The sequence below is a fragment of the Galbibacter sp. genome (genome assembly GCF_048266365.1).
Taxonomy (GTDB): Bacteria; Bacteroidota; Bacteroidia; order Flavobacteriales; family Flavobacteriaceae; genus Galbibacter.
On the sequence record NZ_JBLWZP010000009.1, the window covers coordinates 1 to 22,772 of the forward strand.

Sequence of the window (22,772 nt, forward strand, 5' to 3'; positions counted from 1 at the left end):
ATGTGTTGCGCTATTGCTCATCTAGCTTCAGGTTTAAAACCCAATCCATCGCTATGCGTGGTTGGGTAGTTTATTAAATGCAGTCTTTAACTGCCTTGTTTCGCCATTTTAGATTTGGTTTAAGAATTTTTTGAATCAATTAACTTTTTGTGAATATTGAAGTATCTTTGGTCAAGCAAACTCAGCGTTGATGACTAAAGTGCCTATTGACATACAACTTCAGACACTCCCTGACAATCCCGGTATCTACCAGTTTTTAGATAAGGATGGTAAGATTATATATGTTGGGAAGGCTAAAAATCTAAAGAAAAGAGTAGCTTCTTATTTTCGGCAAAATCACGAATATGGCAAGACTAGAGTCCTTGTCAAGAAAATTTACAATATTGATCACATCGTTGTTCCGACAGAAACTGATGCACTGTTGCTTGAGAATAACCTGATTAAAAAATATCAGCCACGCTACAACGTTCTTCTTAAAGATGATAAGACTTATCCGTGGATATGTATCAAAAACGAACGATTCCCAAGAATATTCACCACAAGAACCCTAGTTAAAGACGGTTCAGAATACTTTGGTCCATACACTAGTATGAAGACGGTTCGCACCTTACTTGATCTGATTAAGGAGCTCTATAAGATACGAACCTGTTCTTACGATCTTTCCAGAGAAAAAATAACCCAAGGCAGATACAAGGTTTGTTTGGAATATCACCTAGGGAATTGTCTAGGGCCTTGCGAAGGTTTTCAGACCCATACAGATTATCAAGAACAAATTACTGCCGTGAGAGAGATCCTAAAAGGGAACTTTAAGGACTCTATTTATCGGTTTAGAAATAAAATGAATGCCTTGGCTGAGGAAATGAAATTTGAGGAAGCCCATGAGATTAAAGAAAAAATAGAAATTCTAGAAAATTATCAATCCAAATCTACTGTTGTCAATCCTAAAATCAACAATGTGGATGTGTTTTCTGTGGTCAGTGACGAGGAATATGGTTATGTGAACTTTTTGCAAATCTCACATGGAGCTATTATTCGGGCGCATACCATTGAGATGAAAAAGAAACTCGACGAAAGTGATCGAGAATTATTGGAGCTAGCGATTACAGAGCTACGCACGCGATTTAATTCCCTGTCCAAAGAGATCTTAGTTCCTTTTCAAGTCGATGTCGTAAAAGATGTGAAAGTCATCATTCCTAAATTAGGCGATAAAAAGCGCATACTGGAGCTCTCGGTTCGCAATGCGAAATTATACCGACAAGAGAGGTTCAAACAAATAAAAATTACCGATCCTGATCGGCATGTCAATAGGATTATGGCCCAAATGAAGAAAGATCTAAGGTTAGGTGTGGAGCCTAGACATATTGAATGTTTTGACAATTCAAATATTCAAGGTACTAATCCAGTCGCTGCTTGTGTGGTCTTTAAAGATGGAAAACCTAGCAAGAAGGATTATCGTCATTTCAATATTAAAACTGTGGTAGGTCCTGATGATTTTGCCTCTATGGAAGAGGTGGTACATCGCCGATATAAACGATTGACTGAACAAGATGAACCCTTACCGCAGTTGATTATAATTGACGGGGGTAAAGGGCAATTGTCCTCTGCTTTAAAAAGCCTTGATCGCTTGGGAATTCGAGATAAAATCGCTATTATTGGTATAGCAAAACGCTTGGAAGAACTATATTATCCCGGTGACTCCATTCCCCTGTACCTCGACAAGAAATCTGAAACGCTTAAAATTATTCAGCAACTTAGAAATGAAGCGCATAGATTTGGGATTACATTTCACCGTCAAAAACGCAGTAAGTCAGCTATTAATTCTGAACTTATGCAGATCAAAGGGGTTGGAGAAAAGACCACTACCCAGTTGTTGAAAAAATTCAAATCTGTCAAACGAATAAAGGAAGCCACAAAGAAAGAGATTAGTGATCAAGTAGGAGAGGCAAAGGCAGAAATCATTTATAATACATTACAAAATACATCGAACCTATGAGTATCCAAAAAATGATAACCTCTATTGTGTTTATAGCCTTAATAGGGATCTTCCAAAGTTATGGGCAAGAGCACAACCCAGATGATCCAAAGGTCGGTTTGGTTTTAAGTGGGGGCGGAGCCAAAGGTCTTGCTCATATTGGAGCCTTAAAAGCCATTGAGGAGGCTGGGATTCGTGTTGATTATATTGGAGGAACAAGTATGGGGGCAATTGTCGGTTCCCTATACGCTGCCGGTTATTCCGCTAAGCAGTTGGATTCTATCTTCAGGGTCACAAACTTTGATATCCTTTTACAGGATCAGATTCCGAGAAGTTCCATGTCATTTTATGAAAAGCGTAATTATGAAACCTATATCGGAGCATTACCTTTTGATGATTTTAAAGTATCGCTTCCAACCTCACTCTCCAAAGGACAAAACCTTTATAACCTCCTAACAAGATTGTTCTTCAACGTAGAAGGGATAAACGATTTTAATGAACTTCCTATACCCTTCTTTTGTATGGCTACAGATGTGGAGACAGGTGAACCCATTAAAATTGATCAAGGGTATCTTCCAAAAGCAGTAGCGGCCAGCGCGGCTATTCCTTCCTTTTTTGAACCTGTACTATATCAAGACAGGGTTTTAGTTGATGGAGGTGTGGTCAACAACTATCCCGTTGATGAGGTGATCGACATGGGAGCAGATATCATTATCGGTGTTGATGTGCAGGATTCTCTACTTAAGAGAGATAAGTTAAAATCGGCAACTGATGTGTTGGTGCAAATCAATTATTACAACACCATCAACGCCATGGGAGAGAAATTGAAAAAGACCGATTTACATATCAAACCGGATATTGAAGGTTTTGACATATTGTCTTTCGGAAAGGGAAAGGAGATTATTCAAAGTGGTTATCAGGCTGCTATAAACCAGCTGAATACCTTAGACAGTATTGCGGATTTGCAAATCTTAAAGCCAACTCCAAGGAAACCCGAAAAAGTCAAGGACAGCTTTTTGATCAGCAAATTAGCTCTTGAAGGAAACGACAAATACACCAGAGCATATTTAAAAGGAAAGCTTCGCTATACCACTGAGCAATACACCACTTTTCAAGAAATTGAAACGGGCATGAGCAATTTGGCTGCGACGGATAACTTCCGCAGTGTACGTTATGAGTTTCATCCCATGGATGAAGGTTATGAGATGGTTGTTCCGGTTGTGGAAAAGAAAAATGATATGCTTTTGAAGTTTGGCTTGCATTACGATGGTCTATACAAAACAGCGGGTTTGATCAACCTCACCCGTAAACATTTGCTTTTTGATGATGATGTCGCCTATTTTGACTTTATACTGGGTGATAACATCCGCTATAATTTTCATTATTATCTAGACAAAGGATTCTATTGGAGTTTCGGGGTTAAATCAAGACTCAATACCTTTGATAAGGATGTGAGTTACAAAATGATGAATGAAGAGCTTGAGGTTATTTATCCTGACCTGAATCGCTTGGATATTGAAATGTTCGATTTGACCAACCAAATATACATGCAGACGGTTTGGAAGGAGGAATTCACATTCGGTATTGGATTAGAACACAAGCTTATCGAGATTGATTCCAAAACGGTAGCAGTGGAGGGTGGAGATGAGTTAGAATTAGAAAAAGGCAATTTCTTTAGCAGTTACGGCTATGTGCGTTTTGATAGCCTTGATGATAAATACTTCCCGTCAAAAGGCTTTCTTTTCGATGGTGATTTCCATTGGATTGTTATGCAAAGTGGATATGAAGGAGATTTTTCCCCTTACTCCATAGCGAAAGCTAAAATGGGATTTGCGGTACCGATAGCTACCAATGTATCCTTTAATATGTTTACCGAAGGAGGATTCCACCTGGGGAATTCAGAAGTGGAATCTTTAAAGTTTATCCTCGGTGGTTGGGGGAATGACTTTATCAACAATATCACACCGTTCTTAGGTTATGACTTCGTAAGTTTTGGTGGAAAAGGTTATGTAAAAGCAACATTTAATGCGGATTGGGAATTCTTTAAAAATAACCACCTCAATCTAACGGCTAATTTTGCGAATGCCGGCGATGAGATATTCGAGTCAGGAGAATGGTTTACCCTACCTGATTATACCGGGTATTCCGTGGGTTATGGTTATGAATCAATTATCGGACCTATACAGGCAAAATTCAATTGGTCGCCAGAGGTGAATGAGAAATTCTTAACTTTCAGTGTAGGATATTGGTTTTAAGATAATTTTTGATAATTTCTTGGTAAATTATTGCGATATTTGTAATAATTCAAACGTTTGCGTTATGCCTTTTTATCATAAATTAGGGGAAATACCACATAAACGACATACTGCCTTTAGGAAGCAGGATGGGAGTCTATATTATGAACAACTTTTTGGAACGGTTGGGTTTGAAGGGATGTCTTCTATTCTGTATCATATCCATCGCCCGACACAGGTAAAACATATTGGTACTCCAGTTGATGTAGCGCCAAAGGTTGCTGTTAAAAACAATATTAAATCCTATTGTTTTCAAGGCTTTAAGGTTGTCCCAAAGGATGATTACCTGGAGAGTCGAACGCCTGTACTAACCAATGCAAATTGTACTATTGAATTGGCAGCACCTAGAAAATCAACTGAAGACTACTTCTATAAAAACGCTGATGCAGATGAACTTGTTTTTGTGCATCAAGGTAAAGGGAAGTTAAGATCCCAATTGGGTAATCTCGATTTTGGTCCTGGTGATTATTTGGTTATTCCACGCGGTACGATTTATAAGATGGATTTTGAAACCCAAGATAATCGGTTGTTTATTATAGAGTCTAATCGCCCTATTTATACTCCAAAACGATATCGAAACTGGTTTGGTCAACTTTTAGAACACTCTCCTTATTGTGAAAGAGATATCCGAAGACCTTATGAAATAGAGCATTATGACCAGAAGGGTGAATTTGTCATAAAAATTAAAAAAGAGCAATCCCTGTTCAATGTAGTATATGCTACCCATCCTTTTGATGTGGTAGGTTATGATGGGTATAATTTCCCTTACGCTTTAAGTATACATGATTTTGAACCTATAACAGGAAGGGTTCATCAGCCGCCACCTGTTCATCAGACTTTTGAGACTGATGCCTTTGTGGTTTGTAGTTTTGTTCCTAGGTTATATGATTATCATCCCGAAGCTATTCCAGCACCCTACAATCATAGTAATATAGATTCGGATGAGGTGTTGTACTATGTCGATGGTGATTTTATGAGTAGGAATCATATTGAAAAGGGTTACATTACTTTACACCCGGCCGGAATTCCACACGGACCGCATCCTGGTGCAGTGGAGCGCAGCATTGGTGCAAAAGAAACACAGGAGTTAGCCGTTATGGTGGATACTTTTAAGCCTTTGCGGATTACGCAGCAAGCTTTGGATATCTCCGATGGCACCTATCATAAATCATGGTTGGAATAATGGTATTGAATTGTAGTGTGCATATCGGTGAACAGCTTAGAGCGATGTGGTAAGTGAGATTTCTTGTTTTGTGGAGATTAGAATGTTTATTTAACCGTTTAAACTTTTAGAAATGTCAATTGATACAACATCTTTAAAATTAAAAAAAGAAGTGGAACAGGCTGCTGATTTTTTACCACTTCTTGGAACAGACTATGTAGAATTATATGTTGGTAATGCCAAACAGTCTGCCTTGTATTATCAGTCTGCCTGGGGTTTTCAACCCCTAGCCTACTCGGGCCTAGAAACCGGCAGTAAGGATAGTGCCTCATATGTGCTACAGCAAGATAAAATTCGATTGGTTCTTACCTCGCCTTTAAAAGAAGGAGGGCCGATCAATAGACACATTGATAAGCATGGTGATGGGGTCAAGGTCGTAGCACTTTGGGTAGATGATGCAACAAAGAGTTACCAAGAAACCGTCAAAAGGGGCGCCCGTAGTTATATGGAACCTAAGAAAATAGCGGATGAAAATGGCGAAGTGGTACTCTCGGGAATTCATACTTACGGAGAGACTGTACATATCTTTGTAGAGCGCAAGAATTACCACGGTGCTTTTATGCCAGGGTTTAAAACTTGGAACCCATCTTATAGAGCCGAAGAAACTGGTTTGAAATACATAGATCACATGGTCGGGAATGTCGGATGGAATGAAATGCGAAAGTGGTGTGACTTTTATGCCGAAGTGATGGGCTTTGCACAATTGGTCTCCTTTGACGATAAGGATATCTCTACAGACTACACTGCCTTGATGAGTAAGGTGATGAGTAATGGGAATGGTCGAATAAAATTTCCTATTAATGAACCGGCGGAAGGGAAGAAGAAATCTCAGATTGAAGAATATATAGAGTTTTACAATGGTGCAGGAGTGCAACATATTGCCTTGGCAACAGATAATATTATAGCAACCGTTAAGAAGCTAAAACGTAGAGGAGTAGAGTTTTTAAAGGTACCCTCAACGTATTACGATACTGTTTTGGATAGAGTAGGACAAATCGATGAAGATTTGGAACCTTTAAAGGAATTAGGAATTCTTATTGATCGCGATGATGAAGGTTACTTATTACAGCTGTTTACCAAACCGGTTTTAGACCGTCCTACCATGTTTTTTGAAATAATTCAGAGAAAAGGAGCTAAATCTTTTGGAAAAGGAAATTTTAAAGCCCTTTTTGAGGCAATCGAAAGGGAACAAAAGTTACGAGGTACATTATAAACAAGCTTTTTTATTGATAATTCGATAATTAGTAACGAAACATATTGAATTCTTAGTGTTAAAAAAGTTAAACTTGTTTTATGTGCTTGCATAACATAACTTATATATTAACTTTGCGCTCGCAAATGGGGTGGTGCCCATTGCAGACTTTAAGTAAAGTTTTCATAATTTAAAGTTTTGGTTGGTTAATGAAAAAAACTCGGCTTCGGTCGAGTTTTTTGCTTTGGTAGTAATTTAACTTTTTTGGAACAGTAATTGATATTTCCAAGAAAGTAACTCGTAATGTAATTGATTTTGTTATTTTTACGGTAATAATTAAAACTATGAGGAAGTTTTTATTAGCCCTAAGTGTGTTTTGGCTTTCTGCTTTTACAAGCCAAGGGACAGACTATGAAGACGCTAGCACATTTCAATCAGGTGAATGGTTCAAGTTTAGAATCCATTACGGCTGGTTTAATGCCAGTTTTGCAACCCTAGAATTAAGGGATGAGACTTTGAATGGCAAAGATGTTTTCCACGTTATCGGATATGGGAAAACCACTGGGCTCGCAAGTGTGTTTTTTAAAGTAGAAGATAATTACGAAAGTTATTTCGATAAGAGGACTGGACAGCCCTATAAGTTTATTCGTAAAATAGATGAAGGGGGTCATACTAAGGACGTTGAAATCAACTTTGATTATACTAATAATAAGGCAACTTTAATCGATCACAAAAACAATCGTAAGCAAACCTTTAAAATACAAGATGACATCCAGGATTTACTTTCTGCGTTTTATTACTTGAGAGAAAATTGGGATATCAAAAGTTTAAAGGAGGGAGACGAGCATATCTCTAATATGCTTTTTGATGATGATGGGGTTTATAAGTTTAAGCTTAAATTTCTTGGTAGAGAAACGATTAAAACTAAGTTTGGACAAGTAAAATGTCTTAAATTTAGACCTTATGTACAATCGGGTAGGATTTTCGAGGAAGATGAAAGTCTTACGCTATGGGTTTCGGATGATGCCAATAAAATTCCAATTCGGGTTAAGGCAGATATTTTAGTAGGATCCATAAAAGCGGATTTGGATGCATTTAAAGGGTTAAAACATCAGTTTAAAATTCATATGAACTAGTTCATGGCTATAAGTACGGACATCGAGAGACAGGTTGATCAATTAGAAGAAAAATATAAAAATTCTGGACAAGACTTGAGTTCCTATCTCGATGGCTTGTTATATGCTAAATATCTGACCTATTGGGATTATATCCATTTGGATACCCTATTGAGTTTACAGATCACAAGAACGCATTTTCCGGATGAGACTATTTTTATCAGCTACCACCAGATTACTGAATTGTACTTTAAGCTCATCATCCATGAACAAAAGCAAATCATTGATGATAAACAGCATAACGCTGAGTTTTTAATTCAAAAAATGGAACGCATCAACAGCTACTATAAAATCATGATAAATTCCTTTAGGGTCATGATTAACGGGCTGGATCGTGAACAATTTTTAAAGTATAGAATGACCTTACTTCCTGCCAGCGGATTCCAATCTGCTCAGTTTAGGATGATCGAATTGTATGCTACTCCTCTATATAATTTGCTCGCTCCTTTGGAGAAGGGCAATTTTTCTGTAAATTCTTCGTTGGATGAATTATACGAGAATATTTATTGGAAAAAAGGTGCCATAGATCATAGTACTGGTGAGAAGACCTTGACACTGAAACAATTTGAATATCGGTATACACCGCGGTTTATGAGAATTGCTAAGGAAGTTCAAGGCGGGACGATTTATGATAAGTTTTTAAAACTACCCGCGGAAGTGAAAGAAAATGAACTATTGATAGATGTCATGCGCCAACTGGATGTGAATGCCAATGTGAATTGGAATTTAATGCATATGGGCGTTGCCTATAAACACTTAAGCAAAAATGAACTCACTATAGATTCCACCGGCGGAACCAATTGGAAGGAATTTCTACCGCCCAGTTTTCAGAAAATCATCTTTTTTCCTGAAATTTGGAGCGAAGAAGAGAAAGCCGACTGGGGAAAGCAGTGGGTGGAGCATATGTTTAACCCTCAAACGAAAAATTAAATGTCAAAAAGAGTATTAGGCCTTTTTATGTTGACGGTCTTTACACTAGCCTCGTGTAAAAAAGAAAACAAAGCACCAATTGAAGACACACAAATTAGTGCTGTCCTTGCTGAGAAGGTCGAACCTGTTGAGCTTCGAGAATTTGGATATAATCTCAATGACTATACTGTGGTGAGGGATACCATTAAGGCTGGTGATAGTTTTGGTGAGATCTTACAACGCAATAATTTACAATATCCACAAATTTACAATATCGTAGAAGGGGCAAAGAGTGATTTTGATATTACAAATCTTCAGGTGGGTAAGCCTTATACCTTACTAATGGTTGATGGGGACTCTGTTCAACTTCCTAAATGTTTTATATACCAACCGAACAAGATCGATTATGTGGTGGTGGATTTTGCCGACACTACTGTGGTTAAAAAAGGAAAGAAAGAAGTGAAGCTTGTTGAGCGCGAAGCCACCGGAATCATTGATGGTTCTTTATACCTTACCCTACAAGAACAAGGTTTAAGTCCAATAGTCGCTTATAAAATGAGTGATATTTATGCATGGACCGTGGATTTCTTTAGAATTCAGAAGGGAGACCGTTTTAAAGTAATTTATACGGAAAAATATATAGATGATAGTATTTATGCGGGAGTTGATAAGGTTAAAGCAGCTTATTTTGAACATAAAGGTGAGCCATTTTACGCCTTTCGTTTTGAAACAGATTCAACTAAGCATATCGTAGATTATTTTGATGAAACTGCTGATAACTTAAGACGTGCATTTTTAAAAGCACCGGTACAGTTTAGTCGAATTTCATCACGCTATAATTTAAAGCGTAGAATAGCATTATACGGAAACCGCGTACGTCCACACAAAGGTACGGACTTTGCTGCTCCCGTTGGAACACCTATTTTATCTACAGCTAATGGAACTGTTATCGCCTCTGAGCGAAGAGGAGGGAATGGGAATTACGTCAAGGTTAAACACAACAGTACGTATTCTACCCAATATTTACACATGAAAAAGCGTAAGGTTAAGGTAGGTGATTACGTCAAACAAGGAGATGTTATTGGTTGGGTTGGAATGACAGGAAATACCTCTGGACCTCACGTTTGTTATAGATTCTGGAAAAATGGCAAACAGGTTGATCCTTTCAGACAGGATTTACCACAGGCAGAACCAATTTCGGATAGCTTAAAAGTAGACTATCTTGCTTTTATCAGTCCAATTAAGCAACAATTGGATTCGCTCATATTTGCGGATCCCAATGCCAATGAAGAAGAATTTATAACCGAATTAAATCAAGACAATGCCATTAGCAGCAAAGAATCCAACTGATACCACAGCTTGGAAAGAATTACAGGAATACTTTAAGAATGTCAAGGACACTCAAATAAAGGAGCTTTTTGAAAAAGATCCAGATAGAGCCAATAAATTCACCCTTAAATGGAATGATTTCTTAGTAGATTTCTCTAAGAATCGAATCGATGAAAAAACATTTCAATTATTACAAAATCTAGCCAAAGAAGCGGATCTTAAGGATGCGATTGAAAAATACTTTGGAGGTGATATTATCAATCAGACCGAAGGTAGAGCCGTTTTACATACAGCCTTAAGAACTGCAAAGTCAGCTAATGTAAAGGTGGATGGTGAAAATGTAATTCCAGAGGTTTACCAGGTTCGTGAAAAAATGAAATCCTTTACGGAGTCTATCATATCCGGACAACACAAAGGATACACAGGAAAAGCCATTACCGATATTGTAAATATTGGAATTGGGGGATCTGATCTGGGTCCTGTTATGGTAACCGAAGCATTAGAATACTATAAGAACCATCTTCAAGTGCATTTTGTAAGTAATGTGGATGGGGACCATGTTAGTGAGACGTTAAAAGGACTTAATCCTGAGACTACTCTTTTTATCATTGTATCCAAGTCATTTACCACCCAGGAAACACTCACTAATGCACTAACCATTAAAAAATGGTTTTTAAATAAAGCGACTCAAAAAGATGTAGCTACTCATTTTGTGGCCGTATCTACGAATCTTGAAAAGATCGATGAATTTGGGATTGCTACTGAGAATGTCTTTCCTATGGAAGACTGGGTTGGTGGTCGCTTCTCTTTGTGGAGTGCCGTTGGACTTTCTATAGCACTTTCTGTTGGTTATGACAATTTTGAAAAATTGTTAGACGGGGCTCAAGCTATGGATATCCACTTTAGAGAAACTCCTTTCGAAAAGAACATTCCTGTAACCCTAGCGCTTTTAAGTGTTTGGTATAATAACTTTTATGGAGCTGAGAGCGAAGCGCTTATTCCTTACAGCCAATACTTACATCGTTTAGCTGCATATTTACAGCAGGGAACCATGGAGAGTAATGGTAAGAGTGTGGATCGCAATGGAAACCCTGTTGGGTATCAAACCGGAACCATCATCTGGGGTGAGCCTGGAACAAACTCTCAACATGCTTTCTTTCAATTGATTCATCAAGGAACCAAGTTGATCCCTACGGATTTTATCGGATACGTAGAATCATTACACGGAGATCAAGATCATCACAATAAGCTGATGGCAAATTATTTTGCACAAACTGAAGCGCTAATGACAGGTAAAACAGCCGAAGAAGTTCGAAACGAACTTGTGGGTGGTAAAATGTCTGCGGAAGAAATTGATGCCTTAGTCCCATTTAAAGTCTTTGAAGGAAATAAACCGACAAATTCTATTTTAATACATAAACTGACACCACAATCTTTAGGTGCTTTAGTGGCTATGTATGAGCATAAAATATTTGTTCAAGGTGTGATTTGGAACATTTTCAGCTATGATCAGTGGGGTGTTGAGCTAGGCAAACAGCTAGCGTCCACAATTCTTAAAGACATAACCTCTGAAACTCTTAGTAAACACGATAGTTCTACGTTAAATCTTTTACAATATTTTAAGAATAATTAACAATTATTATATAAATCCTAAATCGTAGCCTTATAATATCCATTATATTATAATGTTACGATTTTTGTTTACATTTGTCATTGTGTTAAATTATTTAACATTCACTTAATGCGAGAGTCCTTTTTAAATGGGATTTTTGCAGGGTCAAATTAAATTAAACAACAAATGAAGACAATTTACAATTGGATTTTTACCGCAGTATTTGCGTTAATTACAACTGCAGCATTCTCGCAAGGAACTATTTCGGGTTCTGTAGTTGATGGTAGCATGGGGCAGCCTTTGCCAGGTGCAAATGTCATGATCAAAGGTTCTAATATTGGAACTTCTACTGATTTTGACGGTAACTTTACCTTAGATGTGAACCAGGATTCTGGTACGGTGACTGTTTCTTACATTGGTTTTATCGCAAAACAAGTAAGTTATACGTTAACTAATGGTACTGCTAATATCGGTACAGTAAGTTTGAAACCGGATGCGCAAGAGCTAGAAGGGGTAGTTGTTGTTGGGTCAGGGATAATTGACTTAGCGAGAGACAGACAAACGCCTATTGCGGTTTCAACTGTAGGCGTAGAAGAGATTCAAGCTAAAGCGGTTGGGAATGTTGAATTTCCAGAGATTTTGAAGAATACACCTTCTGTGTATGTATCAAACCAATCCGGAGGTTTTGGTGAATCACAAATGTTTGTTAGAGGATTTGACCAAACGAATACTGCATTCTTACTTAACGGACAGCCTATTAATGGCATGGAAGACGGTAAAGTTTACTGGTCTAACTGGTCAGGAATGTCTGACATCGCTCAAGGTATTCAAATTCAAAGAGGACTTGGTTCTTCCAAGCTTGCTATCTCTTCAGTTGGTGGTACGGTTAATATTGTTACCAAAACTACTGAGATGACAAAAGGAGGTTTCGCAAGATTCATGGTAGGTAATGGCAGTTATTTCAAAACTACAGCAGCTTATAACACTGGGATGAGTGAAAACGGATGGGGATTTTCTTTCCTTTTAGACCACTGGCAAGCGCATAGCAAATACGCTGATGGTACTAAAGGACAAGGTCAGAACTACTTCTTTTCTGTTGGTAAAAAAGCAGGAGATCACAATTTCAACTTCCTGTTTACGGGTGCGCCACAGTGGCACGACCAAAACTTTTCTAAAAGTCAGGAGTTATTTGACCGTTACGGACTTAAATACAATAACAATTACGGATTCTATAGAAACCAATCCGGTGACTATAAGTATCTTTCACTTAGAAGAAACTACTACCATAAACCAGTAATTAACCTGAACTGGGACTGGGCAATTTCTGAAAAATCAAATCTTTCTACTGTTGTATACGCTTCTTTCGGACGTGGTGGTGGAACTGGAGATTACGGAAATGGAGTTTCCTATGTTGATAATGGAGACGATTCAATGAGAGGAGCTTATTTGCCTTCTAATGGACAAATCGACTGGGATTATATCCGAAACTCTTACAACGCCGGCATTGCAAACGGAATTAGCGAAGGTTATAATGGTACTATGTTGAGAAGTTCTGTAAACAACCACGCTTGGTATGGTGCTGTTGTTAACTATGAATTTGATACTCAAAATGAATTTAAATATAATGTTGGTGCTGATGTTCGTTTTTACAAAGGTGATCACTTTAGACAGATTACAGATTTACTTGGGTTGAAAGGTAGAATCGAACCTATAGGAGGACGTCCTGATGGTTATATTGTTGATGAAACTTTTGATCCAAACCCTTGGGCTGCATTGTTTAACTATGCGGACAAAGATCAGAGGATTGATTATGATTACTCTGAGAACATCAATTATCAAGGTGTTTTTGGTCAAGCAGAATATGCTAAGGATAATTTCAGTGCATTTGTTCAGGGTGCCTTATCTAACCAATCTTACAAAAGAGAAGACCGAGGAAATTTTGACTTTGACAATCCTAAAAAATCTGAAAAAGTTAGTAGAACCGGTTACAACTTAAAAGGAGGTGCTGCATGGGAATTTAGTGAAGGTCATACAATCTATGCTAACGCTGGAAACTATTCAAGACAACCTTTCTTAGATAATATCTTCCCATCTTATGATGATAATACGCAATTAGCAGAGCCAAAAGTTGATAACGAGAAGATCCTTGGACTTGAAGCTGGATACCGTCTACAATTAGGAAACTTCATAGGTAGCTTTAATGCCTATTATACAAGCTGGGATAACAGATTCCAATCCTTCAGTGGAGAATACGAAGATGTTGCGGATGCGATCATTAGATTGACTAATATCGGACAATTGCACAAAGGTGTTGAGATCGATGGTAAGTGGAGACCTACCAATACATTCATGTTAAGAGGTTACTTTACAGTAGGAAACTGGGAGTATGACGGATCATCTCCTGTATATATCATCGATAATAATGATAACTCAGCAGTAGATAATTTTGAAGTTGACTTGACAGGTACAAAAGTAGGTCAAGCGCCTCAGACTTCTTTCGGTCTTGGAACTTCATTTGATGTAATTCAAGACAAGTTTTCAGTAGATGCTGACTGGAACTACTATGCGAACCTATACGGTTTCGTTGACGCAGAGGATGTTGCTCAAAACCAATTAGATAACGCAGGGGTTTACCAACCTGAGAAATTGGATGCTTATTCACTATTTGATCTTGGAGCTACTTACAGACTACAATTCGGTAGTGATGATATCAGCATTAGGGGTAACGTATACAACTTATTTGATACCGAGTATATCAACCAAAAAGACAGCTACGGTTATTACTATGGAAATGGGTTAACTTGGAACTTATCAGTTCGCTATAATTTCTAGAAAGTATACCTAAATAATACATAAAAACCCCGGGCTTAAAAGTCCGGGTTTTTTTGTATCTTTTCGGTTGATAAGTCTGCACTTAATTGTGTATTTTTGATAACTAAAACAAAATATACTCATGTACTCTACTCTTAATTTATTACACTCATATTGGGCGTATTTCACTTTGATCATGCTGCTGGTAGCAGTATTGAATGCTCTAAATGGATATTTCAGCAAAAATGAATTTAGTATGTCTAAAGATTTTAGAATAAGTCTTTTTGCTTTGATTTTTACACATATCCAGATCCTACTAGGATTGATTCTTTACTTTACGAGTCCTTATTTTGCTTCATGGCAGGCTGGAGGAGTGATGGGCGATAGCTTCTTACGTCTAGTTCTAGTAGAACATCCATTCATTAATCTTATTGCAGTGGCATTGATTACTATTGGGTGGAGTAAACATAAAAAAGTTACAGCTTCCAAATCTAAATTCAAAAACATAGCACTTTTTTATGGTATCGGTTTAGTTCTGATACTTCTTAGAATCCCATATATGCTTTGGTTTGATTAAATGAGCTGAATAATTTAAAATAATACAACAATAGGCATGGTGTAATTCAAAACATCATGCTTATTTTTTTGATATATGCTGACGAACAATATACCTCGGATCGGTGGTCTCCACACCACTTCTACAAAACGATTATTGATCATTTCCACTTGGATTCTTTTACTTGTGTGTCATAGTAGCCTCTTCGCCCAAAATCATAATAGTGATACACTATCTGAAGTTGTTTTGGAAACTCGACGTAATAAACGCACTACCCCAACAGTCCTTCACGCGACTTTGGATACTGCTATTTTAGCCCGTTACTCGCCCGTAGGACTGATACAGGCACTCAATGAAATTCCGGGAGTTCAAATTTTTTCCGGTGGAATGGGCACCAATAGACTTACAGTTAGAGGCGTAGGTGCAAGGACGCCTTACGGCACCTCAAAAATTAAAGCTTATTTTAACGGAATACCGATTACCAGTGGAATTGGAGAAACGAGTTTTAATATATACGATCCGGAATCCATTCAAAATATTGATCTCATCAGCGGCCCGAAAGGAAGCCTCTATGGCGCGAATTTAGGTGGGGCTATGCTCTTGTATACTAAAATGGCTAAACCGAACACTACGGTTTTAAAAGAAGGATTTAATGTTGGATCTTTTGGCCTTTTTAAAAACAGCCTGAGCTTTAACCATCGAAGGGAGGACTATTACATCAATGTATTTCAGGATCACATGCAAACAGATGGATTTAGGGATAACAGCAGCTATGAGAGAAATATGGTCATGCTAGATGCAGGTATCATCTTAAATCCCAATAATGAACTTTTGCTGTTGTTTCAACAACTCAACTACAATGCGCAAATAGCAAGTTCAATTAGCAAGACAGACTTTGAAGAGAACCCAAGTGCTGCCGCCGCAAATTGGGGTGCGGCCAAGGGTTATGAGGATAATAAAATCACTACCCTTGGCTTGAGCTATATTCACGGGTTTTCAAGCCAATTAAAAAATAAGACATCAGTATTCTACTCCTATTTGGATCATTACGAGCCAAGGCCTTTTAATATTCTAGATGAGTTTTCAAATAGCTATGGATTTCGCTCCTCCTTTCTAGGTTCTTTGAACCTAATACCGCTTAAAAATAATTTTGAAGTGGGATTGGAGTGGTATAGGGATACCTACCACTGGTCCACCCTTGAAAATCTATACGAGCAAAATAATGGAAAGGGAAGTTTGGCAGGGGATCGTCTTAGTGACAATAAGGAATATCGAAACCGCTGGAGCGGGTTTATGAGTTGGGATTTCTTTATCGACCGCTGGGCTTTTACCGCGGGACTACACTTAAATAGCAGTTCCTATAGTTTTAGGGATTATTTCAATACTGGGGAGTCTAATAAAAATGCCAAAAGAGACTTTGATGCCGTATGGGCGCCAAGTATCAGTGTTGAGTATAGCGTAAACCCACATTGGAGACTTAATGGAAATGTTAGCTATGGTTATAATATTCCAAATTTGGAAGAAACCTTGACCCCTGAAGGTGTTATAAATCCTGAAATCGGCCCAGAAACGGGTTGGAACTATGAATTAGGTACCTACCATAGCCTTGTAGATCATAAATTAAACCTATCTCTAGTGCTCTATTATATGGATGTGGAGAATCTTTTGGTTTCTGATCGTGTTGGAGAAGATCAATATATCGGTAGAAATGCCGGACAGGTTTCTCATAAGGGAATAGAGTTTCATGCCGACTACAACCAATTGCTTTTTCAACGATTGTCATTTAGGCCTTACCTTAACCTAACGCTCAATCACCATAGGTTTGAGGAGTTTATAAGTGAGGACACTGATTATTCCGGAAATAAACTTACCGGGGTGCCAGAGCATACTATTGCCGGGGGAGTGGTTCTAAATGATCCTTCTGGATTGTTCCTGACAACCACCATGAAGTATGTAGGGCAAACACCAATGGATGATGCGAATACGCAGTACAATCAATCCTATACAGTTGTTAATATCAAGGCGGGATATGAGCGGCAGTTATGGGATCATATGCATATGAGGCTGAGCTTTGGAATTGACAATGTATTGGATGAAAAGTATGCTTCTTCTATTCTTGTTAATGCCGTTGGATTTGGGAGTTCTCAGCCACGTTATTATTATCCGGGGTTACCTGTTAATTATTATGGGGGCTTGAGCCTGAGATACAGTTTTAATTAACCGAGGTATAAGCCGTTTTCTTATGAAGCAAAAAAGAAAACCCTAAAAGTGTTGAAGCTTTTAGGGTTTGAAATATGTTACCGTATATTGACTTCAGAATACACTGAAATTACTGTATCTTTTTCAACCAATTTTTCATAGAAACCTCCTCGGTAATAATACCTTTTAAGTCTGCAATAGCAACACGTTTTTGTTCCATGCTGTCTCTATGTCTAATGGTTACGGTTTGGTCTTCTAAAGTTTGATGATCTACAGTAACACAGAAAGGTGTGCCGGCTGCATCTTGTCTGCGGTAACGTCTACCAACAGCATCTTTTTCATCATAAGCCACTTGGAAATCCCATTTCAAATCATCGAAGATCTCTTTAGCAACCTCTGGAAGTCCATCTTTTTTAACAAGTGGTAAAATAGCCACTTTTGTAGGAGCTAGGACTGCCGGTAATTTCAATACTGTCCTGGTGGTTCCGTTTTCGAGATCCTCTTCCTGAAGTGAATTGGAGAATACCGCTAAAAACATACGATCTATACCAATGGATGTTTCCAATACATATGGAATATAACTTTTGTTTTCTTCAGGATCGAAGTACTGTAATTTCTTGTTGCTAAATTTCTCGTGGTTCGATAAATCGAAATCTGTTCTGGAGTGAATTCCTTCCAATTCTTTAAACCCAAAAGGAAATCTAAATTCGATATCGGTTGCGGCATCGGCATAATGCGCTAGTTTCTCATGATCGTGGAAGCGATAATTGTCTGCTCCAAGACCTAGTGATAAATGCCATTTTAAACGTGCTTCTTTCCAGTGCTCATACCAGTGCATTTGAGTACCTGGTTTGATAAAGAATTGCATTTCCATTTGTTCAAACTCACGCATACGGAAAATAAACTGGCGCGCTACAATTTCATTTCTAAAGGCTTTACCAGTTTGTGCAATTCCAAAAGGAATTTTCATTCTTCCGGTCTTTTGAACGTTCAAGAAGTTTACAAAGATTCCCTGAGCAGTCTCCGGACGTAAGTATAAATCCATTGCAGACTCTGCAGAAGCACCTAGTTTGGTTCCAAACATTAGGTTAAACTGCTTGACATCGGTCCAGTTTTTACTTCCTGTTTCTGGATCTGCGATTTCCAATTCCTCAATTAAAGCCTTAACATCAGCCAAGTCTTCTTTTTCCAGGGATTGTCCTAATCGCTTAGAAATAGCAGTAGCCTGTTCCTGGTACCCAAGAACCCTAGGGTTGGTAGCCAAGAACTGTTCTTTATCGAAACTATCTCCAAATCGTTTGGCTGCTTTAGCAACCTCCTTCTCGATTTTACCTTCAATTTTGGCGACGTAATCTTCAACCAGTACATCAGCTCTATATCTTTTTTTTGAGTCTTTATTGTCTATAAGAGGATCATTAAAGGCATCAACGTGGCCTGAAGCTTTCCAGGTTGTCGGGTGCATTAAGATAGAGGCGTCAATCCCGACAATATTGTCGTTCATTTGTACCATGGCCTTCCACCAGTATTCCCTGATATTCTTTTTGAGTTCAACCCCATTTTGTGCGTAATCGTATACAGCACTTAAACCGTCATATATTTCACTAGAAGGAAAAATATACCCATACTCCTTGGCATGGGCAATAACTTTTTTAAATTGATCGTCTTGATTTGCCATACGGCAAAAATATGCTTTTTTAGAGGAATAAGAAATTCTATTTCAGCTTAAAAGTTGAAGAGGCTAGCAAATTTTCGTTATAAAAAATATTGATTCTGTAATCTCCGGCTTCAGCTAGATCTTTTACAATAATATAGTCACAAATACCCAGGGGTTTATTGTTGTAATCGATGACGATCTTTTTGCTATATATGAGTTTTTTATCCCCAAAGTCTAGGCTTTGTAATTGGCCTAAAATTTGATTATTTGGATCTATAAATTGGATGTAAAATTCTCGTTCTCCCGGCTTGATTAGTGTACCCGGGGCTATGTTAAAACACACCCTAAGACGTTCGGCGCGACTTACCCTGTCGGTCTCTATGACTTTTCCATTCGATCGTACTTTGTAGGCCATGCCCGTTAGGGTGGGGACAAGTAATGAAGGATCTTTATCAACTCGTTTGGAAAGTTCAATATTTTCGTTGATTAACGAATCGTTGAATTGTGCGAGATTTTCATTGGCACTTTTCAGTGCGTTAGAATAACGCTCAAGTTCAATATAGCGAAGTTTTGTGCTGTCCACTTCTTTGGCTAAAAGAATGTTTTGTTGTTGTACAGAATCCGATAGTTTATGTAAGTATTTATTTTCCATCCGAATCTCGGCCAATTCTCTGCGGTAACGCCCTAGGATCTGGTAATCCACCTCCAGCATTGAAATGGAATCAATCAATAAAGCGATGCGCTTACGACTGTATTCAATTTCTTGTATGTGTGCTTCGTTCTCCTGGGCTAACTTATTAAGATCGGTTTGGATATGTTGTAGGTCCTCAACGATCATTCCTTTGGCGTTTTCTAAAAACGACACCTTCTCTTCACTCTCAACAAAGTTGAAATAGGAAAAGAGTGTTAGTGCTGCAATACACAACAAGAGTATTCCTAAAATAATTTTTTGTCCTAATTGCTTTTTGTTAGCACTCATTACACGCTATAGATTTGAAAATAATATGATTAAAGATTTGTTTAGGGTGGCAAAGATAATAAATGTTCCCTTATTCGATTTAGAATCCATAAGTTATACATTTTGCTCTACTAATCCATACGAAGCTCCATCATAGTTGTATCCCTTTAAAGGGTTAGTTTAGTTATTAATCTCTTGTTATAACGCAATTTATATTCCGAAATTATATCATGTAACTCAATGCTTATACATATATTGCCCTTGCAAAAGAAATCGAGCGGGAATATTTACACACAAAAGTCGAAAATTTTTACAATTCTATATCGGAATTTTTGTTGTCAGTAAAGGGAAACCTTTATACCTTTCTCCCTTGAAAATAAAAATCGTTAATTTGCAGCTTTAATTGGGTTTTATGAAAATTAAAGATCTTATTGTACTAACGCTCGCTGTAGTTGTGTCTGTTTGCCTGTATAGTTGTGCGCGTAGGGGAACACCTGAAGGTGGTCCTAAGGATGTGACACCACCATCGATCACCTCGGCTACCCCAATGAATAACAGTACGAACTTTGATGCTGAGAAAGTCAGAATTTATTTTGATGAGTACATTAAGTTGAAGGATCTTCAGAAACAATTAATTGTTTCACCTCCGCTAGAATACCAACCATATATCTACCCACAATCCGGGCCAAGTAAGTATTTGGAAATCGAGATTCTAGACACTTTAAAGGAGAATTCGACCTATGTGTTTAACTTCGGTCAAAGTGTGGTGGATAATCATGAAGAAAACCCGTATTCTTTTTTTACCTACGTGTTTTCAACAGGAGACTATATAGATTCTCTTGAAGTCGAGGGGTTTGTGATAGATGCAGTCCAAAAAAAACCAGATCCTTTTATTTCTGTGATGCTCTATGAAGTGGATACGGCGTATACGGATTCCATTATTTTTCAAAAGCCACCGACGTATTTGACAAACACCTTAGACAGCGCCACAACTTTCCGTTTGACCAACCTAAAGGAGGGTACCTATAGATTGGTAGCCATGAAGGATGAAAATGGCAATTATAAATTTGATCCGAAAACTGATAAAATAGGATTTATCGATCACTTCATAAAAATTCCAACAGACTCCATATACGGGTTGAATTTATTTAAAGAAATACCGGAATACAAGGCAACTCGGCCAGCGCTTATCGCAAAAAATAAAATATATTTTGGATATGAAGGCCTGCACCAGGGAATGCAGATCAAATTACTTTCAGAAAAACCTGAAGATTATGATTTTAGAGTCTTCCCGGATTCGGCAACAGATACTTTGAATTACTTTTTTACGCCTTTTGAAGCAGATTCACTGATATTTGAAGTTCGTAAAGAAGTTCGACAACAGCAGGTGGTCGATACCTTCACTGTCCGTGTAAAGGATCTTTATGCGGATACTCTTGTCGTAGCACAATTGAACAAGGGATTTGCATTAAACGATTCCCTTAAGATCTATGCATCCACTCCAATGGAGAATATCGATACCACTCAAATCAGTGTAATGAGTAAGGATTCCGTATTGTTGGATTATAAAGCAAACCTAGATACTTCACGGAATATTGTAAGCGTAAAATGGAATACAGAGCCAGAACAGAAATATCAAGTCAAATTTTTACCTGGCGCTATACGTGATTTTTACGGGGATACTAATGATACCTTAACCTATGGATTGGCAACCAAAAGTGTTTCTGATTTGGGAAGCTTTAGGGTGAATCTCAGAAATGTTAGCCAATATCCTGTTATTCTCCAATTGACAGATCAAAAAGGAGTGGTACAGTACGAGAAATTTATCACCGAGCAAAAGAGTACGTATGAGTTTTTAAATATCAATCCAGCGACCTATTTGATTCGGGTAATTCACGATTCTAACGGTAATGGCAAGTGGGATACGGGGAATTATTTGCAAAAATTACAACCCGAACGCATTAGCTACTTCCCTGATCCGGTAGAGCTTCGTTCAAATTGGGAAATCGAACAGACCTTTACCTTACAGTAAACTGATCCCGATCTTCCAAAAATTTAAATTTATTACGTTGTTGTAGAACTTCAAAACGATCCAAGGTGGTGGTAAGAACCTCTTCTTTTTCGCTAAAGATAATGGTTTGTCCAAGGGCGTCGTATACAGCAGAATGTCCTGAGTACTCTATATTTTTACCATCAACGCCAAATCTATTTACACCTATGGTATAGGTCATGTTTTCAATCGCTCTTGCGCGGAGTAAGGTGTCCCAGGCCAGTATTCTTTTATTGGGCCAATTCGCGACATAGATCAGTAGATCACAATCTTCCGTATTTCGAGACCAAACGGGAAAACGTAAATCATAGCATACAAGTGGACATATGGTCCACCCTTTATACTGTAGCACTACTTTATGTGTCCCGGAGCTAAAAGCTTTATCCTCTCCAGCCAAGGTGAAGGTGTGGCGCTTGTCGTAATGTGTCACTGTGGTGTCCGGCTGAACAAAAACAAATCTGTTGTAATACACTCCCGCCTCTTTGATGATTAAACTTCCACAAATCGCTGAATTTAGTTGCCGTGCCATTTGTTTTAACCAATTTAAAGTCTCGCCCTGCATGGTTTCAAAATTCGATATTGCATCCATTGTAAAACCAGTGCTGAACATCTCTGGAAGTACGATCAGATCAACCGCATTGGCAAGACCTTTAATTTTGCTTTGCAGCATCGTTCTATTAGCTTGGGGATCTTCCCAAAGCAGTTCAGTTTGAATTAATGCAATTCGAAGTTTGTTTTCCATAAATTAAAGTTAGGGAATTATAATAAAAGTAAAAAGAGCGATCCAATCCAAGTTGATTTTTGCTAAACTATCCTTATTTTAGCGCTAGGACTAAAAA

Annotated in this window: 15 protein-coding genes; 12 read left to right on the forward strand and 3 right to left on the reverse strand. The window is 38.0% G+C overall.

Annotation, left to right across the window (positions count from 1 at the left end; translation table 11 throughout):
* Positions 1–190: 190 nt before the first annotated feature.
* The 11 genes from uvrC to ACN0TV_RS12905 all read left to right on the forward strand — a co-directional run bounded on the left by uvrC (position 191) and on the right by ACN0TV_RS12905 (position 17,292).
* Positions 191–1,993 carry an excinuclease ABC subunit UvrC gene (uvrC, locus tag ACN0TV_RS12855; RefSeq protein WP_417363326.1) on the forward strand — a complete coding sequence of 601 codons (1,803 nt, stop codon included), beginning with the start codon at positions 191–193 and terminating at the stop codon, positions 1,991–1,993.
* Entirely contained in the window at positions 1,990–4,227 is a 2,238-nt protein-coding gene (locus tag ACN0TV_RS12860; RefSeq protein WP_417363327.1) for a patatin-like phospholipase family protein, read from the forward strand. Before uvrC ends, ACN0TV_RS12860 begins: the two co-directional genes overlap by 4 nt.
* A 64-nt stretch (positions 4,228–4,291) precedes the next feature.
* Positions 4,292–5,449 carry a homogentisate 1,2-dioxygenase gene (locus tag ACN0TV_RS12865; protein WP_417363328.1) on the forward strand — a complete coding sequence of 386 codons (1,158 nt, stop codon included), beginning with the start codon at positions 4,292–4,294 and terminating at the stop codon, positions 5,447–5,449.
* 112 nt (positions 5,450–5,561) lie between these two features.
* Positions 5,562–6,701, forward strand: a complete 1,140-nt coding sequence (hppD, locus tag ACN0TV_RS12870) for a 4-hydroxyphenylpyruvate dioxygenase (RefSeq protein ID WP_417363329.1) — start codon at positions 5,562–5,564, stop codon at positions 6,699–6,701.
* 323 nt (positions 6,702–7,024) lie between these two features.
* Positions 7,025–7,816 carry a DUF3108 domain-containing protein gene (locus ACN0TV_RS12875; RefSeq protein ID WP_417363330.1) on the forward strand — a complete coding sequence of 264 codons (792 nt, stop codon included), beginning with the start codon at positions 7,025–7,027 and terminating at the stop codon, positions 7,814–7,816.
* 3 nt (positions 7,817–7,819) lie between these two features.
* A complete protein-coding gene (locus ACN0TV_RS12880) occupies positions 7,820–8,785 on the forward strand; it encodes a tryptophan 2,3-dioxygenase family protein (protein WP_417363331.1) in 966 nt (321 codons plus the stop codon).
* A complete protein-coding gene (locus ACN0TV_RS12885; RefSeq protein ID WP_417363332.1) occupies positions 8,786–10,114 on the forward strand; it encodes a peptidoglycan DD-metalloendopeptidase family protein in 1,329 nt (442 codons plus the stop codon).
* A complete protein-coding gene (pgi, locus tag ACN0TV_RS12890; protein WP_417363333.1) occupies positions 10,086–11,726 on the forward strand; it encodes a glucose-6-phosphate isomerase in 1,641 nt (546 codons plus the stop codon). Before ACN0TV_RS12885 ends, pgi begins: the two co-directional genes overlap by 29 nt.
* Positions 11,727–11,891: 165 nt before the next feature.
* Positions 11,892–14,537 (forward strand): TonB-dependent receptor, encoded by a 2,646-nt coding sequence (locus tag ACN0TV_RS12895; protein ID WP_417363334.1) that lies wholly within the window; start codon positions 11,892–11,894, stop codon positions 14,535–14,537.
* A gap of 121 nt (positions 14,538–14,658) precedes the next feature.
* On the forward strand, positions 14,659–15,093 hold the full coding sequence (locus ACN0TV_RS12900; protein ID WP_417363335.1) for a hypothetical protein: 435 nt from the start codon (positions 14,659–14,661) through the stop codon (positions 15,091–15,093).
* A gap of 75 nt (positions 15,094–15,168) precedes the next feature.
* Positions 15,169–17,292 (forward strand): TonB-dependent receptor family protein, encoded by a 2,124-nt coding sequence (locus ACN0TV_RS12905; protein WP_417363336.1) that lies wholly within the window; start codon positions 15,169–15,171, stop codon positions 17,290–17,292.
* A gap of 109 nt (positions 17,293–17,401) precedes the next feature.
* Here the strand turns inward: ACN0TV_RS12905 and ACN0TV_RS12910 are convergent, their stop codons facing one another.
* Positions 17,402–18,946, reverse strand: coding sequence for a glycine--tRNA ligase (locus ACN0TV_RS12910; RefSeq protein WP_417363337.1), 1,545 nt, complete (start codon positions 18,944–18,946; stop codon positions 17,402–17,404).
* Positions 18,947–18,983: 37 nt separating this feature from the next.
* A complete protein-coding gene (locus ACN0TV_RS12915) occupies positions 18,984–19,904 on the reverse strand; it encodes a hypothetical protein (protein ID WP_417363338.1) in 921 nt (306 codons plus the stop codon).
* A 391-nt stretch (positions 19,905–20,295) separates the two neighbouring features.
* On the opposite strand from ACN0TV_RS12915, the gene ACN0TV_RS12920 reads away from it, so the two are divergent.
* Complete coding sequence (locus ACN0TV_RS12920; protein WP_417363339.1) at positions 20,296–21,915, forward strand: Ig-like domain-containing protein; 1,620 nt, start codon at positions 20,296–20,298, stop codon at positions 21,913–21,915.
* Here the strand turns inward: ACN0TV_RS12920 and ACN0TV_RS12925 are convergent.
* Complete coding sequence (locus tag ACN0TV_RS12925; protein WP_417363340.1) at positions 21,902–22,675, reverse strand: amidohydrolase; 774 nt, start codon at positions 22,673–22,675, stop codon at positions 21,902–21,904. The two genes, ACN0TV_RS12920 and ACN0TV_RS12925, sit on opposite strands and share 14 nt — an antisense overlap.
* Positions 22,676–22,772 lie beyond the last annotated feature (97 nt).

What these genes read in the sequence shown, in the direction of transcription:
- pgi (WP_417363333.1), top strand. Translation starts at nt 10,086, where the DNA reads ATGCCATTAGCAGCAAAGAATCCAACTGATACCACAGCTTGGAAAGAA.
- hppD (WP_417363329.1), top strand. Translation starts at nt 5,562, where the DNA reads ATGTCAATTGATACAACATCTTTAAAATTAAAAAAAGAAGTGGAACAG.
- ACN0TV_RS12885 (WP_417363332.1), top strand. Translation starts at nt 8,786, where the DNA reads ATGTCAAAAAGAGTATTAGGCCTTTTTATGTTGACGGTCTTTACACTA.
- ACN0TV_RS12920 (WP_417363339.1), top strand. Translation starts at nt 20,296, where the DNA reads ATGAAAATTAAAGATCTTATTGTACTAACGCTCGCTGTAGTTGTGTCT.
- ACN0TV_RS12895 (WP_417363334.1), top strand. Translation starts at nt 11,892, where the DNA reads ATGAAGACAATTTACAATTGGATTTTTACCGCAGTATTTGCGTTAATT.
- ACN0TV_RS12860 (WP_417363327.1), top strand. Translation starts at nt 1,990, where the DNA reads ATGAGTATCCAAAAAATGATAACCTCTATTGTGTTTATAGCCTTAATA.
- uvrC (WP_417363326.1), top strand. Translation starts at nt 191, where the DNA reads ATGACTAAAGTGCCTATTGACATACAACTTCAGACACTCCCTGACAAT.
- ACN0TV_RS12915 (WP_417363338.1), bottom strand. Translation starts at nt 19,904, where the DNA reads ATGAGTGCTAACAAAAAGCAATTAGGACAAAAAATTATTTTAGGAATA.
- ACN0TV_RS12900 (WP_417363335.1), top strand. Translation starts at nt 14,659, where the DNA reads ATGTACTCTACTCTTAATTTATTACACTCATATTGGGCGTATTTCACT.
- ACN0TV_RS12880 (WP_417363331.1), top strand. Translation starts at nt 7,820, where the DNA reads ATGGCTATAAGTACGGACATCGAGAGACAGGTTGATCAATTAGAAGAA.
- ACN0TV_RS12910 (WP_417363337.1), bottom strand. Translation starts at nt 18,946, where the DNA reads ATGGCAAATCAAGACGATCAATTTAAAAAAGTTATTGCCCATGCCAAG.
- ACN0TV_RS12905 (WP_417363336.1), top strand. Translation starts at nt 15,169, where the DNA reads ATGCTGACGAACAATATACCTCGGATCGGTGGTCTCCACACCACTTCT.
- ACN0TV_RS12925 (WP_417363340.1), bottom strand. Translation starts at nt 22,675, where the DNA reads ATGGAAAACAAACTTCGAATTGCATTAATTCAAACTGAACTGCTTTGG.
- ACN0TV_RS12875 (WP_417363330.1), top strand. Translation starts at nt 7,025, where the DNA reads ATGAGGAAGTTTTTATTAGCCCTAAGTGTGTTTTGGCTTTCTGCTTTT.
- ACN0TV_RS12865 (WP_417363328.1), top strand. Translation starts at nt 4,292, where the DNA reads ATGCCTTTTTATCATAAATTAGGGGAAATACCACATAAACGACATACT.